This is a genomic window from Staphylococcus simulans (assembly GCF_002902285.1).
Classification (GTDB): Bacteria; Bacillota; Bacilli; order Staphylococcales; family Staphylococcaceae; genus Staphylococcus; species Staphylococcus simulans.
Map to the genome: position 1 here is coordinate 95010 of NZ_PPRU01000014.1, position 16787 is coordinate 111796.

Annotated in this window: 14 protein-coding genes; all 14 read left to right on the forward strand. The window is 36.3% G+C overall.

The genetic code is table 11. The annotated features are described in order from the left end of the window. Positions 1 to 12: 12 nt before the first annotated feature. The 14 genes from CD112_RS03655 to recA all read left to right on the forward strand — a co-directional run bounded on the left by CD112_RS03655 (position 13) and on the right by recA (position 16651). Positions 13 to 987 (forward strand): bifunctional riboflavin kinase/FAD synthetase, encoded by a 975-nt coding sequence (locus CD112_RS03655; RefSeq protein ID WP_002480718.1) that lies wholly within the window; start codon positions 13 to 15, stop codon positions 985 to 987. A 124-nt stretch (positions 988 to 1111) separates the two neighbouring features. Beyond that, positions 1112 to 1381: a 30S ribosomal protein S15 gene (gene rpsO / locus CD112_RS03660; RefSeq protein WP_002480719.1), complete on the forward strand. Its 270-nt coding sequence runs from the start codon at positions 1112 to 1114 to the stop codon at positions 1379 to 1381. 164 nt (positions 1382 to 1545) lie between these two features. Further along, positions 1546 to 3651, forward strand: coding sequence for a polyribonucleotide nucleotidyltransferase (gene pnp, locus CD112_RS03665; protein ID WP_002480720.1), 2106 nt, complete (start codon positions 1546 to 1548; stop codon positions 3649 to 3651). 189 nt (positions 3652 to 3840) lie between these two features. Beyond that, positions 3841 to 5514, forward strand: a complete 1674-nt coding sequence (gene rnjB, locus CD112_RS03675; RefSeq protein WP_002480721.1) for a ribonuclease J2 — start codon at positions 3841 to 3843, stop codon at positions 5512 to 5514. Between the two features lie 232 nt (positions 5515 to 5746). Next, positions 5747 to 8137 (forward strand): FtsK/SpoIIIE family DNA translocase, encoded by a 2391-nt coding sequence (locus CD112_RS03680; RefSeq protein ID WP_103363877.1) that lies wholly within the window; start codon positions 5747 to 5749, stop codon positions 8135 to 8137. Positions 8138 to 8139: 2 nt separating this feature from the next. Continuing rightward, complete coding sequence (locus CD112_RS03685) at positions 8140 to 8862, forward strand: GntR family transcriptional regulator (protein ID WP_002480723.1); 723 nt, start codon at positions 8140 to 8142, stop codon at positions 8860 to 8862. Between the two features lie 58 nt (positions 8863 to 8920). Continuing rightward, positions 8921 to 10147 carry an EF-P 5-aminopentanol modification-associated protein YfmF gene (yfmF, locus tag CD112_RS03690; RefSeq protein WP_060803549.1) on the forward strand — a complete coding sequence of 409 codons (1227 nt, stop codon included), beginning with the start codon at positions 8921 to 8923 and terminating at the stop codon, positions 10145 to 10147. Then, complete coding sequence (gene yfmH, locus CD112_RS03695; protein WP_060803522.1) at positions 10148 to 11434, forward strand: EF-P 5-aminopentanol modification-associated protein YfmH; 1287 nt, start codon at positions 10148 to 10150, stop codon at positions 11432 to 11434. Continuing rightward, positions 11435 to 12139, forward strand: a complete 705-nt coding sequence (gene ymfI / locus CD112_RS03700; protein ID WP_023015676.1) for an elongation factor P 5-aminopentanone reductase — start codon at positions 11435 to 11437, stop codon at positions 12137 to 12139. It begins immediately after the preceding gene. 132 nt (positions 12140 to 12271) lie between these two features. After that, positions 12272 to 13111: a DUF3388 domain-containing protein gene (locus tag CD112_RS03705; protein ID WP_023015675.1), complete on the forward strand. Its 840-nt coding sequence runs from the start codon at positions 12272 to 12274 to the stop codon at positions 13109 to 13111. Positions 13112 to 13132: 21 nt separating this feature from the next. Further along, on the forward strand, positions 13133 to 13531 hold the full coding sequence (locus tag CD112_RS03710; protein WP_002480728.1) for a helix-turn-helix domain-containing protein: 399 nt from the start codon (positions 13133 to 13135) through the stop codon (positions 13529 to 13531). Between the two features lie 25 nt (positions 13532 to 13556). After that, positions 13557 to 14138, forward strand: coding sequence for a CDP-diacylglycerol--glycerol-3-phosphate 3-phosphatidyltransferase (pgsA, locus tag CD112_RS03715; protein ID WP_103363878.1), 582 nt, complete (start codon positions 13557 to 13559; stop codon positions 14136 to 14138). A gap of 134 nt (positions 14139 to 14272) precedes the next feature. Continuing rightward, complete coding sequence (locus tag CD112_RS03720; protein ID WP_103363879.1) at positions 14273 to 15418, forward strand: CinA family nicotinamide mononucleotide deamidase-related protein; 1146 nt, start codon at positions 14273 to 14275, stop codon at positions 15416 to 15418. A gap of 168 nt (positions 15419 to 15586) precedes the next feature. Further along, the gene (gene recA / locus CD112_RS03725; RefSeq protein ID WP_002480731.1) at positions 15587 to 16651 is read left to right on the forward strand and encodes a recombinase RecA; all 1065 of its coding nucleotides are present in this window, start codon (positions 15587 to 15589) and stop codon (positions 16649 to 16651) included. Positions 16652 to 16787: the final 136 nt, after the last annotated feature.

Here is a 16787-nt window from a genome sequence, read left to right on the forward strand (position 1 = left end):
GAGCATCGCAAAATGAAAGTAATTGAAGTTACACATCCAATTCAACCTGAGCAATATATACAAGAAGACGTTGCGATGGCATTGGGATTTTTTGATGGCTTGCATAAAGGACATGCGCAAGTCTTTCATACTTTAAATGAGATTGCGAAAAAACGTAATTTGAAAAAAGCGATTATGACGTTTGATCCCCATCCATCGGTTGTATTGAATCCTAAACAAAAAAGAACGGATTATTTAACGCCGTTAAGTGATAAAATTGAAATTTTAGAATCATATAACATCGATTATGTTATTATTGTGAATTTCACATCTAAATTTGCGGATGTTTCGATTGATGAGTTTGTGAACGAATATTTAATCGCAAACCATGTGAAAGAAGTCGTTGCAGGCTTTGATTTTACATTCGGCAAACACGGTAAAGGCAATATGTCTGTACTCCAAGAATTAAAAACACACTTTAATACAACGATTGTGAGCAAACAAGAAATGTTCTCAGAGAAAATATCAACAACTGAAATTAGAAAAGCATTAAAAGAAGGCGACTTGCAGAAAGCAAATGATGAACTAGGCTATCGTTACCGCATCAAAGGAACAGTAGTCCAAGGTGAAAAACGTGGCAGAACAATCGGGTTCCCAACAGCAAATATTGAACCGAGCGACGATTATGTATTACCTAAAAAAGGTGTGTACGCAGTCAGCTTAGCTATCGGTACAGAACAACGTATTTATAGAGGCGTATGTAATGTGGGTGTGAAACCGACATTCCATGATCCTAAGAAATCACATGTCGTGATTGAAGTGAATATCTTTGATTTTGAAGAAGATATTTATGGTGAACGTGTGATTGTCTTTTGGCACCACTATTTAAGACCGGAAATCAAGTTTGATGGTATTGATCCGCTTGTAGAACAAATGAATAAAGATAAAGAACAAGCGAAATATTTATTATCGGTTGATTTCGGTGATGAAGTATCTTATAATATTTAGGTCGGAATGATTACACATGTGGTAATCAAAACAAGATTAAAAACAGTCCTCACTCTTGGCAGGTCGATACTCCGACGCCTGACTCAGACTGGGGAGACTAAATTATTAAAGGAGGAAATTGACAATGGCAATTTCACAAGAACGTAAAGACGAATTAATCAAACAATACCGTGTACACGAAACAGACACAGGTTCACCAGAAGTACAAATCGCAGTATTAACTGCAGAAATCAATGCTTTAAACGAACACTTACGTACACACAAAAAAGACCACCATTCACGTCGTGGTTTATTAAAAATGGTAGGTCGTCGTAGACATTTATTAAACTACTTACGTAAAAAAGATATTCAACGTTACCGTGAATTAATCAAATCATTAGGTATCCGTCGTTAATCTTTTCTTAAGTAAAACGCTGATACCAGTTAGAGGAAAGGACCATCGTTGGTTGCTTTCCTTTTTTTATAGCTTAGATACGAATGTGCGTATAAAAATAATCATGTAAATGATATGATAGAATTATTAATGTAAAAGAGGTAGTAAGAGAAAGGAGATTCCTAATGTCTCAAGACAAGAAAGTGTTTAAGACCGAATGGGCAAACCGTCCGTTAACAATTGAAACTGGGCAGATGGCAAAACAAGCAAACGGTGCGGTACTCGTACGTTATGGGGATACAGTTGTATTATCTACTGCGACAGCATCAAAAGAACCGCGTGATGGAGATTTCTTCCCATTAACAGTTAACTATGAAGAAAAAATGTATGCAGCAGGTAAAATTCCTGGGGGCTTTAAAAAACGTGAAGGTCGTCCGGCTGACGAAGCAACTTTAACTGCGCGTTTAATCGATAGACCAATCCGTCCATTATTCCCTAAAGGTTACCGCCATGATGTTCAAATCATGAATATCGTGTTAAGTGCTGATCCGGATTGTTCACCAGAAATGGCAGCAATGATCGGTTCATCAATGGCATTAAGTGTATCAGATATCCCATTCCAAGGTCCGATTGCAGGGGTAAATGTCGGTTATGTTGATGGTCAATATGTGATCAACCCGACTGTAGAACAAAAAGAACAATCTCGTTTAGATTTAGAAGTTGCAGGCCATAAAGACGCAGTTAACATGGTTGAAGCAGGCGCAAGCGAGATTACTGAAAAAGAAATGTTAGATGCAATTTTCTTCGGTCATGAAGAAATCAAGCGTTTAGTAGCGTTCCAAGAGGAAATTATTGATTACCTTAAACCTGAGAAATCAGAATTTATTCCAGTTGAACGTGATGCAGAAGTCGAAGAAAAAGTAACTGCATTAACACAAGAAAAAGGTTTGAAAGAAGCAATTCAAACATTCGATAAAAAAGAACGCGAAGAAAATATCGACGCAGTTCGTGACGAAATTATTGAGATTTTCGAAGATGAAGAAGATCCGGAAAACGAAGCGTTACTAGCTGAAGTAAATGCAATCTTAAATGATTTAGTAAAAGAAGAAGTCCGTCGTCAAATCGCGGATGAAAAAGTACGACCAGATGGACGTAAACCAGATGAAATTCGTCCATTAGAATCTGAAGTAGGTCTATTACCGCGTGCACATGGTTCAGGTTTATTCACTCGTGGTCAAACACAAGCGTTATCTGTATTGACATTAGGCGCATTAAGCGAATATCAATTAATTGACGGTTTAGGACCTGAAGTTGAAAAACGCTTTATGCATCACTATAACTTCCCGAACTTCTCAGTAGGTGAAACAGGTCCAGTTCGTGCACCAGGTCGTCGTGAAATCGGACACGGTGCATTAGGCGAACGTGCTTTGAAATATATCATTCCTGACACACAAGATTTCCCATATACAGTACGTATTGTCAGCGAAGTGCTTGAATCAAACGGTTCATCATCACAAGCATCTATTTGCGGTTCTACACTTGCTTTAATGGATGCAGGTGTACCAATCAAAGCACCAGTTGCTGGTATTGCGATGGGTCTTGTAACACGCGATGATAACTATACAATTCTTACAGATATTCAAGGTATGGAAGATGCTTTAGGCGACATGGACTTCAAAGTTGCCGGTACTAAAGATGGTATCACAGCAATCCAAATGGATATCAAAATCGATGGTTTAACTAGAGAAATCATTGAAGAAGCTTTAGAACAAGCACGTGTCGGTCGTTTAACAATTCTAGAACACATGCTTCAAACAATCGATCAACCAAGACCAGAATTAAGTGCGTATGCACCTAAAGTTGAAACAATGACAATCAAACCAGACAAAATCAGAGATGTTATTGGACCTGGCGGTAAGAAAATCAATGAAATCATTGATGAAACAGGTGTTAAACTGGATATCGAACAAGATGGTACTATCTTTATCGGTGCAGTAGATCAAGCGATGATCAATCGTGCGCGTGAAATTATTGAAGAAATTACACGTGAAGCAGAAGTGGGTCAAACATATAATGCGAAAGTTAAACGTATTGAAAAATACGGTGCGTTCGTAGAATTATTCCCAGGCACTGATGCGTTATTACACATCTCACAAATTGCGAATGAGCGTATCAATAAAGTTGAAGATGTATTGAAACTTGGCGACTCAATTGAAGTTAAAGTAACTGAAATTGACAGTAAAGGCCGTGTGAATGCATCTCACCGTGTATTATTAAATAAAGAAAACTAATAGAATATGAGATTGAATAAGAAGAATGCTTGTACAACTTGATGTTGCTTCACAAGCATTCTTTTATACATATGTACGGTTTAACATCGTGCTGGCCTATGGATTCATTAGTGTACATTAAAAAGATTTTAACTTATAATATAGAGTGAATACTTATATGGTCGGGGATTATAAATAGGAGGAGAAAAATTGAATTTAGTAAAGAAAAAGAATAATGATATTCGCATCATCCCGCTTGGCGGCGTGGGTGAAATTGCGAAGAATATGTATATCGTTGAAGTTGACGATGAAATGTTTATGTTGGATGCAGGTCTTATGTTCCCAGAAGACGAAATGCTGGGTGTCGACATTGTAATTCCTGATATTCAATATGTCATTGAAAATAAAGATAAATTAAAAGGTATTTTCTTATCGCATGGACATGAGCATGCGATTGGTGCAGTCAGCTATGTTTTAGAAAAAGTTGACGCACCAGTATATGGTTCTAAATTGACATTAGCACTTGTTAAAGAATATATGAAAGAACGTAAAATTGATAAGAAAGTCAGATATTATACAGTCAACAATGAATCTGTAATGCGCTTTAAAAATGTCAATGTTTCATTCTTTAATACATCACATAGTATTCCAGATAGTTTAGGTGTAACGATTCATACGTCATATGGTGCAATTGTGTATACTGGTGAATTTAAATTTGACCAAAGTTTACAAGGCAACTATGCGCCAGATCTTAAGAAAATGACTGAAATCGGAGACGAAGGTGTCTTTGCGTTAATCAGTGATTCGACTGAAGCGGAGAAACCAGGTTACAACACACCTGAAAATGTGATTGAATCTCATATGTTAGATGCATTTACAAAAGTGAATGGCAGATTGATTGTGTCTTGTTATGCATCAAACTTTATCAGAATTCAACAAGTGTTAAATATTGCTTGCAAATTGAATCGTAAAGTCTCATTCTTAGGACGTTCACTAGAAACATCATTCAATATTGCACGTAAAATGGGATACTTTGATATTCCAAAAGACTTATTAATTCCAATTAATGAAGTTAAAAATTATCCGAAAAATGAAGTGGTAATTATTGCGACAGGTATGCAAGGAGAACCTGTAGAAGCATTGAACCAAATGGCGCGTCAAAAGCATAAAATTATGAATATCGAAAAAGGTGATTCAGTCTTCTTAGCCATGACAGCGTCAGCTAACATGGAAGTAATTATCGGTGACACGTTAAATGAATTAGCACGTGCCGGAGCAGATATCATCCCAAATAATAAGAAAATCCACGCATCAAGTCATGGTTGCATGGAAGAACTCAAAATGATGATTAACATCATGAAGCCAGAATACTTTATCCCTGTCCAAGGCGAGTTCAAAATGCAGATTGCCCATGCAAAATTAGCGGCTGAAGCAGGTGTAGCACCTGAAAAGATTTTCTTAGCTGAAAAAGGCGATGTCTTAAACTTCGATGGCGAAGATATGATTTTAAATGAAAAAGTAGAATCAGGTAACGTACTGATTGATGGTATCGGTGTCGGTGACGTCGGTAATATCGTTTTACGTGACCGCCATTTATTAGCAGAAGATGGTATTTTCATTGCGGTTGTGACTTTAGATCCGAAAAACCGACAAATTGCGGCAGGACCTGAAATTCAATCACGTGGTTTCGTGTATGTCAGAGAAAGTGAAGAATTGTTGAAAGAAGCGGAAGAAAAAGTACGCGAGATAGTGGAACAAGGTCTTCAAGAACGTCGTATTGAATGGTCTGAAATCAAGCAAAATATGCGTGATAAAATCAGCAAGTTGTTGTTTGAAAACACAAAACGTCGTCCAATGATTATCCCAATTATTTCTGAAGTTTAATTAAAAGTATGCAAGATTAACATACAAGAATGCTATGGTGTGCAAACATGCGTACCATAGCATTTCATCGTATAGCTCATATTTTAATCATGTGTAACTATGTGGTCTATACGTTAAATGTTAAAATAGAAGGATAGTAAGTTTAGCATGTGTGCGTATAGGTACCTTAGTTTGTCTGTACGCATAATACATATTCACTAAGACATATTTTATGGAAAAGAAGGTGTATGTTTTGGCACAAAGAAAGAAAAGAACAACAAATACGAAACGTAAAACGACAGCAAGAAGAAAAACCACAAAGAAAAAACAAAATGAAGCACCGTTAAGCTATATTGCTGCGATTATTACGGTAGTGCTTGTTGTTCTAGGTGCCTTCCAATTAGGAATAATCGGAAGAGTAATTGATACCCTTTTCAATTACTTGTTTGGCTATAGTAGATACTTAACCTACATTCTCGTTATATTAGCATCAGGCTTTTTAGCTTATAACGGCAAGCTGCCGAAAACTAGAAGATTAACAGGTTCAATTGTGTTACAAGTTGCGTTGTTATTTGCGACACAGTTGTATTTAGTCTTTACGAAAGGTGCTGCGGGCGACCGTGAACCTGTTATTTCTTATGTGTATCGTCAATATGATAAAACCCATTTTCCGAATTTCGGCGGCGGGGTGCTTGGTTATTATTTAGTTCATTTCTCTATACCGCTTGTATCTATTGTCGGCGTTGTCATCTTAACAATATTACTTTTTATTTCTAGTTTTATTTTATTATCTAAACAACGTCATCGTGATGTGGCTAAAATTTTCTTAGAGAAATTAAAATCAGGCAGTGAAAAAGCAGCAGTACATAGAAAAGAACGTAAAGCACGTCAAGCTGAGCGTGCAGAAGAAAAACAACGCCGTAAAGAAGAAAAAGCAGCAGAGCGTGCACAACAAGAAGAAGTGAAGGATGTCAGCGACTTTACAGAAGTTCCCATGTCAGAAGCAGAGAAGCAAGAAGCTGCGATTCCGATTTTCGGTGATGATCAAAAAGAAGAGACACCAAAACCAGCAGAACCTAAACCCCAAGCAGAACCTAAACCCCAAGCAGAACCTGCACCTAAAAGAAAACGTGAAAAACGTCAGTTGGTAGAACAAACACAAACAAATGAATCAACAGAATCATCTGAAGATATGGGCAGTATTTCTGAAGCGGGTGAAGTTGAAAATTCAGACTATCAATTACCGCCACTTTCTATTTTGAATGAACCAGTGAAACAAAAAACAACTTCACGTGCTGAAGTTCAAAAGAAAGGGCGCTTACTTGAAAACACATTGAAGAACTTTAATGTTAATGCGAAAGTAACCCAAATCAAAATCGGTCCAGCAGTGACTCAATATGAAGTACAACCGGCACAAGGGGTTAAAGTCAGCAAAATCGTCAACTTGCATAATGATATTGCGTTAGCTTTGGCTGCCAAAGATGTGCGTATTGAAGCGCCGATTCCTGGTCGTTCAGCAGTAGGTATCGAAGTACCGAATGATAAAATCGCATTAGTTTCATTAAAAGAAGTCTTAGATGAAAAATTCCCTTCTAAGAATAAATTAGAGATAGGTTTGGGTAGAGATATATCAGGCGAACCTATCAGCGTAGAATTAAATAAAATGCCGCACTTGCTTGTGGCAGGTTCTACCGGAAGCGGTAAATCTGTATGTATCAATGGTATCATTACGAGTATTTTACTGAATGCGAAACCCCATGAAGTAAAACTCATGCTAATTGACCCAAAAATGGTAGAATTGAATGTATATAACGGTATTCCGCATTTATTAATTCCAGTGGTCACAAATCCTCATAAAGCATCGCAAGCGTTAGAGAAAATTGTGGCGGAAATGGAACGTCGTTATGATTTATTCCAACATACGGGTACGAGAAATATTGAAAGCTATAATGACTATATGAAGCGTCAAAATGAGGAATTAGATGAAAAACAATCTCTATTACCTTATATTGTCGTAATTGTAGATGAATTAGCTGACTTGATGATGGTTGCAGGTAAAGATGTTGAGAATGCGATTCAACGTATTACACAAATGGCTCGTGCTGCAGGCATTCACTTAATTATTGCGACACAACGTCCATCTGTGGATGTTATTACGGGATTAATCAAGAACAATATTCCATCACGTATTGCCTTTGCGGTCAGCTCTCAAACAGACTCTCGTACGATTATCGACCGAGGTGGAGCTGAGAAGCTATTAGGTAAAGGGGATATGTTGTACTTTGGTAATGGCGGTTCTATTCAAACGCGTATCCAAGGTGCATTCTTAAGTGATCAAGAAGTTCAAAATGTAGTGAATTTTGTAATTGATCAACAAAAAGCGAATTATGTTAAAGAAATGGAACCTGGTACAACACCAGAGGGCGGAGAAAAGAAAAGTGAAGATCCGCTATATGATGAAGCTTATCAATTTATTGTCGAACAGCAAAAAGCGAGTACATCCCTTTTACAACGTCAATTCAGAATCGGTTACAACCGTGCATCACGTTTAATGGATGATTTAGAAAACAACCAAGTGATTGGACCACAACGAGGCAGTAAACCACGACAAGTATTAGTGGATTTAGATAATGGTGAGGTGTAATGATGACAAATACGAATTCGATATACAGAATTAAAGAATGGATATTAAATGAAATTGAAGAAGGTAACTTGCAACCGGGTGATCCGGTTCCAAGTACTTTATCAATCGCAAGAGAAGTTAACGCAAAAACTGATGATGTATATGATGCAGTGGATGAACTTATTACGGAACAAGTTTTAACACAAAACTTTGAAGCAACAGCGAGTGTTAAAACTTCTCAACCTTTCTTCTATCCACTTGATAAGTTGTTAAGCATCAGCAAAATGATTGAAAATGAAGGTTATAAAGCGGGCACTATTTTTATGAATTTAGATCAACAACCAGCAACAATGTATGATCGTAAAGCGCTGGATTTAAAAGAAGGAGAATTTGTCACGTTGATTGAAAGAATCAGAACCGCTGATGGTAGTCCTGTTGTTTATTGTTTAGATAAAGTGGCAACGAGTTACCTGACTTGTGCTGCATTTCAAGCGCATGATGAATCCATTTTAACTGCAATCAAAGCTTTTGCTGATATCAGTATCGCATATTCAGAAACAGAGATTGAATCGGTCAGCTATGAACCTAAAGTGTCAGAAGCTTTAGAGTCAGCACCAAATGAAGCATTGATGCTATTAAGACAAATCCATTATGACCATCAAAACAGACCGATTCTTTACTCTTATAATTACTTCAAGAGTGAAGTAGTCAAATTTAAAACAATACGTAAAATTGAAGAAAATTAAGAAAGGGTGTGACAGTGTGAGTCAACAACACAATCATACAGAGCCGCGCATTAAGGTGATGCCGACGGATAAATTTAAAACAACAATTATCACATTCAAATTTATGGCACCGCTGGATGAAGAAACGATGACTGCGCGTGCCTTGTTAAGTAAATTACTTGTCAGAGCCACAAAACAATGGCCGACAGATAAAGCGTTTAACAGAAAACTTTCAGAGTTATATGGGGCTTATGTCAATAGTTTCGTGACAAAGTTCAAGGATAAACATGTCATCACAATTACATTAGAAATTGTGAACGAACGTTACTTAAAACATAAAGACCCTTTGTTTGATGAAGGTTTAGCATTACTTCAACAAATTCTTTATCATCCGTTAGTTGAAAACGAACGTTTCAATGAAACATTTGTGACACAAGAAAAGACATTATTGAAAAAGAAACTAGAAGCAATCAATGATAATAAAGCACAACTAGCTTTCTTAAAATTAATGAAAAACATGTTTGGCAATCAACCATATAGTTATCTAGCATCAGGTTTAATCGAACATATACCTCAAATCACACCAGAATTGTTATATCATACATACCAATCCATGTTAGAGAACGATGATTGTGCTGTTTATGTCGTAGGTAATGTCGATTCAGAAGAAGTCACAGACAAAATCAAACAACTGTTTGATATTAAACCACTACAACAAGTGTCTTCAGTCATTCAAGCACAACGTTCTAAAGACGAACTGCCGCAAACTATTGTAGAATATGACGAAATTGACCAAGCGAAGTTGAACATCGGTTATCGCTTCAACACATATTATGGACAACCAGATTACTATACCTTTGTGGTCTTCAACACAATGTTCGGTGGTGATCCATCATCTGTCTTGTTCAATGAAGTGCGTGAAAAACAAAGTTTAGCATATTCTGTACATTCACAAATTGATGGTAAGAATGGCTACATGTTTGTGTTAAGTGGTGTTTCTGCTGAAAAATATGAAGTTGCGAAAGATACGATTTTAGCGGAATTTGAAAAATTCCAACGTGGTGGATTCAGTGAAGAGAAATTAGAACTTGCGAAGAAAATTTTAATTTCACAACGTAATGAATCACAAGACCGTCCGAAAAGTATGGTAGAAATTGCGCATAATCAAATCTTATTACCGAAAGATTTAACAAATGGTAATTATGGACAAAAAATTCACGATGTGACGAAAGAAGATGTTATTCGTCTCACACAAAGTGCCATCCTAGATACGATTTATGTGTTGACGAAGGAGGACGAAGCATAAATGAAAAAACGTTATTATGAGTTAATCGATGAAACAGTATATGAAGCGCAAATGGATAATGGTTTAAAAGTTTTTATCATTCCAAAGCCAGGGTTCCAAAAAACATTTGTTACATATACGACACAGTTCGGTTCATTAGACAGCAAATTTAAACCTTTAGGCAGTGATGAATTTGTGACAGTACCGGATGGTGTTGCGCATTTCTTAGAACATAAATTATTTGAAAAAGAAGAAGGCGACTTATTTACTGACTTTGCGGAAGATAACGCACAAGTCAATGCCTTTACAAGTTTCGATCGCACAAGTTATTTATTCAGCGCAACCTCAAATGTAGAGTCTAACATTTTACGTTTGATGAACATGGTAGAGACGCCTTATTTCACTGAAGCAACAGTTGAAAAAGAAAAAGGGATTATTGCTGAAGAAATAAAAATGTATCAAGAACAACCAGGTTATAAGCTAATGTTCAATACATTACGTGCAATGTATAAACAACACCCTGTTAAAGTAGATATTGCTGGCAGTGTTGAAAGTATTTATGAAATTACAAAAGATGATTTATATCTTTGCTACGAAACATTTTATCATCCATCTAATATGGTGATGTTTGTTGTAGGTAATGTCGATCCTGAACGTATTCATGATTTAGTACGTGATCATGAAGCAAAACGAGAATTGACAGCACAGCCTGAAATTGTACGAGATAGCTTAGAAGAGCCTGAAGCAGTTCAACAAACCAAAGTGGTTGAGGAAATGAATATTCAAATTCCAAGATTGATGCTTGGCTTTAAAAACGTACCGCAACAAGCATCAAAAGAAGTCTTTATGATACGTGATATTGAAATGACATTCTTCTTCGAAATGGTATTAGGTGAAGAAACGGACTTCTATCAAAACTTATTAAATGAAGGCTTAATTGATGATACATTTGGTTATCAATTTGTGTTAGAACCTTCTTACAGCTTCTCTTTAATTACAAGTTCAACACCAGACCCAGATAAGTTGAAGTCATTATTGTTGGATGAGTTGAAAGCTAAGGTCGGCAATTTAGAAGATGAAGAAGCCTTTGAATTGTTGAAGAAACAATTTATTGGAGAGTTTATTTCAAGTTTGAACTCACCAGAATATATTGCGAATCAATATACAAAACTTTATTTCGAAGGTGTCAGCTTATTCAATATGTTGGACATTGTAGATAGTATTACGTTAGAGAGTATTAATGAAGCGGCAGAGAAAAGTTTAAACTTTGATCAAATTGCTGACAGCAGACTGGAGATTAAGAAGTAAATGAAAGCATTAGTCATTGGAGGTTCTGGCTCTATTGGTTCCGCTATTGTAGAACAATTATTGTCAGATGGTTATGAGGTCATTGTTCATTATAATCAATCGTCACCAGATCAGCTAAAAGCTAAATATGAGAGTCAGAATGTATCGTTTGTACAAGCGGATTTGACGCAAGATATAAACATGGAATCTGTATTTTCATTTATTCATAATTTGGATGTTTTAGTTTATGCAGCTGGTCGCAGTTTATATGGCATGTTTCAAGATATGACAGCAACAGACATTGATGCATGTTATCAGTTGAATGTTAAAAACATGATGCTTATTACACGTTTCTTTTTAGAACAATTAAGAGCAAGTGCTCATGGTCGCATTTTAATTATCTCTTCAATATGGGGAGAAACAGGTGCGAGCATGGAAACTGTTTATTCTGCGATGAAAGCGGCACAAATCGGCTTTGTGAAAGCTTTAAGCCAAGAACTTGCGATGACAAATATTACAGTCAATGCTGTGACACCTGGTATGGTCAGTGGTAATATGGCAGATGAGTTTGAACCTTCTGAATTAGCAGCTATTATTGATGAACTGCCACAACAACGTATGGTTACACCAGATGAAGTTGCGTACACATGTGCTTATCTTTATGATAAACGTGCACAAAGTGTCACAGGTACAATACAGAAAGTCAATGGCGGTTGGTATATTTAAACATGAATTCCATATTCATATACTTAGAGATAATGTATAATGTAGATATCTTTCAATTCTATTGAAAATGAGTATGTATCACTTCATTCTGATGAATTCTATATGTTGTTGAACTAAGGGGCGTGTTAAAACATGATAGCACCAGAAAGAAAAATTGAATGGTATTTAGAATATGAAATTACCTTTAACCGAGCTGGACTTTTAGGAGATGTCGCAAGTCTATTAGGGATGATGGGGATCAGTATTGTGACAATTAATGGCGTCGATCAAAATCGTCGAGGTCTATTAATTCGTGCAGACAGTTTAGACAAAATGCGACGCTTTGAAGATATTGTAAGTCAAATTGATGAAATTTCGATTACTAAAATGCGTAAACCGCAATTACGTGATCGTTTAGCAGTCAGACATGGCCGCTATATCAAACAAGATGCAGATGATAAGAAAACGTTCAGATTCGAACGTGAGGATTTAGGTCTGCTGGTAGACTTTTTAGCAGAAATCTTTAAAGAAGAAGGCCATAAACTAATCGGTATTCGTGGCATGCCACGTGTCGGTAAAACAGAATCAATTGTAGCAGGCAGTGTCTGTGCGCATAAGCGTTGGCTGTTTATCAGTTCTACATTGATTAAACAAACCATACGTAATTCTCTATTAAAAGGAGAATACGGACCAGAACATGTTTATATTATCGATGGGGCAGTGACTGCCAGAGAAAATGATCCTAAGCATCGTCAATTAGTCGATGAAGTGATGGCTTTACCAGCAATCAAAGTGGTAGAACATCCGGATTTATTTGTAGATTCTTGTGATTATCAGTTAGAAGACTTTGATTATATTATTGAGTTGAGAGAAACTGAAGATCAAGAAATCAAATATGAACATATGAAACAACAAACAGTTAAAAGTAAGAATAACTTAGATTTCGGTAATTCCTTTGATGACTTTGGCGGAGGATTCGGATTTTTTGAATAATGTTTCAAGGAGTGTCAAAACATGAGCAATACAATTGGACAGACATTAAAAGGGAAAAGAGAACGCTTAGGCATGACGTTAAATGAATTAGAGTCAAAGACTAAAGTGAAAAGAGAAACTTTGACTCTTATCGAAGCGAATGATTTTAATGCGCTTTCTAATCCGAATTATGCGGAAGGTATTATTGAGAAATATGCCAAAGCAGTGAATACAGATGCTTCTATCCTGATTGCTCATCATCAAGAGGAGCTGCCGAATTCTGCAGATAGCCACTATGATGAAACTATTGAACAATTCAGTGGTTCAAATCCGCCAGATTATAAAACACAAAGTAAAGATTCTAAGCAACTGGTTGTTTGGCTCAGTATTTTTATTGTGGTAACTTTGGTCTTATGGGTGGCAGCAGTATTCTTATTATAAAATAGCAAGAAAAGAGGAAATGTTTATGAATCTACCCAATCAGATAACAATCTTCAGGGTAATTTTAATACCGGTATTTATTCTTTTTGCGTTAGTCGACTTCGGCTTTGGCAATATGACATTTATCGGAAGTCATTCGATTCGTATTGAGTTCTTTATCAGCGGTTTGATTTTTATCATCGCTTCACTCAGTGACTTTGCGGATGGCTACTTAGCACGTAAATGGAGTTTAGTGACAAACATGGGGAAATTCTTAGACCCGCTAGCAGATAAATTGTTAGTTGCGAGTGCTTTAATCGTACTTGTTGAGCTAGGTTTAACGAATTCAGTTGTAGCGATTATTATCATTGCACGTGAATTTGCGGTAACAGGCTTACGCTTACTTCAAATTGAACAAGGCTTTGTCAGCGCTGCAGGTCAATTAGGTAAAATTAAAACAGCAGTTACAATGGTTGCATTAGTTTGGATTTTACTTGGTGAACCACTTGTCGTATGGATTGGTTTCCCAATCGGACAAGTATTGTTATACATCGGTGTATTCTTTACAGTTCTTTCAGGTATTGAATATTTCTACAAAGGTAGAGATGTATTTAAAAAACAATCATAATCTATATCATCTTAAGGGTGGCATATACATAGCGGTGAACTGAATGCATATGAGTTCACAAATCACTATGTTTATGCCACTCTTATATTTGTATGGTATGAATTAAGATTCTCAAAGGTAATGGAGGAAATTTTATGAAAATTTCTATTGTAGCAGTAGGATCAGAACTCCTATTAGGACAAATACTCAATACAAATGCGAAGTTCCTTTCTCAATTATTTAACGGTGTTGGCTTAAATGTCGTGGAACAAGCGGTAATTGGAGATAATGAAGCTAGATTAGAACGCTTATTGCGTCAATCTCTAGAAGTTAACGATACGATCGTAATGACAGGCGGACTTGGTCCGACAAAAGATGATTTAACGAAACATACGGTAGCAAAAGTCTTAGGGCGTGAACTGGTTACAGACGAAACAGCATTAGAATATATTGAAAGCTACTTTAAAGAACAAAAACAAGAAATGAGCGAAAATAATAAACAACAAGCATTAGTGATTGAAGGGGCAACGGTTCTGCCAAATAAAGTAGGTATGGCACCTGGTATGTTAGTAGAACAAGATGGTAAACGTATTGCGTTAATGCCTGGACCACCAAAAGAAATGAATCCGATGGCAGAAGAAGAATTACTTCCATTATTAATGCAAGAAAACGGTACAATCTTTTCTGAACAATTGAAGTTTGCGGGTATCGGAGAATCACGTGTTGAAACAGAATTGTTAGACTTAATCGACAATCAATCTAATCCGACTATTGCGCCTTTAGCCGGATCTCATGAAGTTAAAATTCGTGTTACAGCAAGTGGACCAGATGAAGCTACATGTAAGTCTTTAATCAAACCAATTAGAACAGAAATTCTTAATCGTATTGGAGATTATTATTTTGGTTCTGATGAAACAACAATCGAACAAGCAACACTTGAAAAAGTACCGGGTACTTTTGCGATTTATGATGGTGTTACATCAGGAGAAGTTTACTCTAAACTTAAAGAAGATGATAAAGTTGATAAATTAAGAGGTATGTTAGTTGATGATGTTATCTTTGTAGAACAAGACTTAGATATTAAAACACGATTAAAATCAGGTGCAGAACAAGTACGTAAACTTTATCAAAATGATATTGGTGTAGCCTTATTGCATGAAGAGGATGAAGTATATTTAGGTGTACGCACAGAAGATGACTTCAAAATAGAAGCGTTTACTATGACGCAAAAAAGGAATTTAATTAAACATAGAACGCCAAACTATGTCTATATCCGTTTGATAAATATGTTTTCTAAGTAAGAAATAGACAAAAAATTACGTTTATAAGTACTAGTGTTCGGTTGGTTATCACTAAAAACAAGAAATAACCGAACAAATATTCGTTTATTTCTTGTAATTTAGGATAGAAACCTGTATAGTATGAATTAAGATAAATTTGAGAAGATATCTCGAATAGGAGGCCAGACATTGAATAATGAACGTCAAAAAGCGCTAGATACTGTAATTAAGAATATGGAGAAATCGTTTGGTAAGGGTGCGGTTATGAAGTTAGGCGATAACAAAGCACGCCGAGTTTCAAGTGTATCAAGCGGTTCTGTTACATTAGATAATGCCTTAGGAGTAGGCGGATACCCTAAAGGAAGAATTGTAGAAATTTACGGACCAGAAAGTTCTGGTAAAACAACAGTTGCATTGCATGCGATTGCTGAAGTACAAAAACAAGGCGGCATTGCAGCATTTATTGATGCTGAGCACGCGTTAGATCCTGTATATGCAGAAGCATTAGGTGTAGATATCAATAACTTATACCTTTCACAACCTGACCATGGGGAACAAGGTTTAGAAATTGCAGAAGCATTTGTGCGTAGTGGTGCAGTAGACATTATTGTTGTCGACTCAGTTGCAGCATTAACACCTAAAGCTGAAATTGAAGGTGAAATGGGAGATACACACGTTGGTTTACAAGCTCGTTTAATGTCACAAGCTTTACGTAAACTTTCAGGTGCTATTTCTAAATCAAACTGTACAGCGATTTTCATCAACCAAATCCGTGAAAAAGTCGGCGTAATGTTCGGTAACCCTGAAACAACGCCAGGTGGACGTGCATTGAAGTTCTACAGCTCAGTACGTTTAGAAGTACGTCGTGCAGAACAATTAAAACAAGGCCAAGAAATTGTAGGTAACCGTACTAAAATTAAAGTAGTTAAAAACAAAGTTGCGCCACCATTCAGAGTAGCAGAAGTTGATATTATGTACGGACAAGGTATTTCTAAAGAAGGCGAATTAATCGACTTAGGTGTTGAACATGATATCGTTGATAAATCAGGTGCTTGGTATTCTTACAATGGCGACCGTATGGGTCAAGGTAAAGAAAACGTTAAGAATTACTTGAAAGAACATCCTGATGTTAAAGCAGACATCGATCAAAAATTACGTCAAAAACTTGGTATTTTTGATGGAGATGTTGAAGAGAAAGAAGAAAAAGAAGCAGAAAAAAATAGTGAAAATGCATCTTTATTTGAAGAAGAATAGTATCTATTTTATAAACCTGGAAATAGCTTCCAGGTTTTTCTTTTTGCGGTGTAATTATGAAGGTTATGTAAACTATTAACCTTGACACTTCTCATGTTAAAAAAGTACAATTGGTATGTATGATTCTTATATAACT

Coding starts and splice junctions, on each gene's coding strand:
- CD112_RS03685 (WP_002480723.1), top strand. CDS start 8,140: ATGACAAATACGAATTCGATATACAGAATTAAAGAATGGATATTAAAT.
- CD112_RS03720 (WP_103363879.1), top strand. CDS start 14,273: ATGAAAATTTCTATTGTAGCAGTAGGATCAGAACTCCTATTAGGACAA.
- pgsA (WP_103363878.1), top strand. CDS start 13,557: ATGAATCTACCCAATCAGATAACAATCTTCAGGGTAATTTTAATACCG.
- ymfI (WP_023015676.1), top strand. CDS start 11,435: ATGAAAGCATTAGTCATTGGAGGTTCTGGCTCTATTGGTTCCGCTATT.
- rpsO (WP_002480719.1), top strand. CDS start 1,112: ATGGCAATTTCACAAGAACGTAAAGACGAATTAATCAAACAATACCGT.
- CD112_RS03705 (WP_023015675.1), top strand. CDS start 12,272: ATGATAGCACCAGAAAGAAAAATTGAATGGTATTTAGAATATGAAATT.
- pnp (WP_002480720.1), top strand. CDS start 1,546: ATGTCTCAAGACAAGAAAGTGTTTAAGACCGAATGGGCAAACCGTCCG.
- yfmF (WP_060803549.1), top strand. CDS start 8,921: ATGCCGACGGATAAATTTAAAACAACAATTATCACATTCAAATTTATG.
- CD112_RS03655 (WP_002480718.1), top strand. CDS start 13: ATGAAAGTAATTGAAGTTACACATCCAATTCAACCTGAGCAATATATA.
- CD112_RS03710 (WP_002480728.1), top strand. CDS start 13,133: ATGAGCAATACAATTGGACAGACATTAAAAGGGAAAAGAGAACGCTTA.
- yfmH (WP_060803522.1), top strand. CDS start 10,148: ATGAAAAAACGTTATTATGAGTTAATCGATGAAACAGTATATGAAGCG.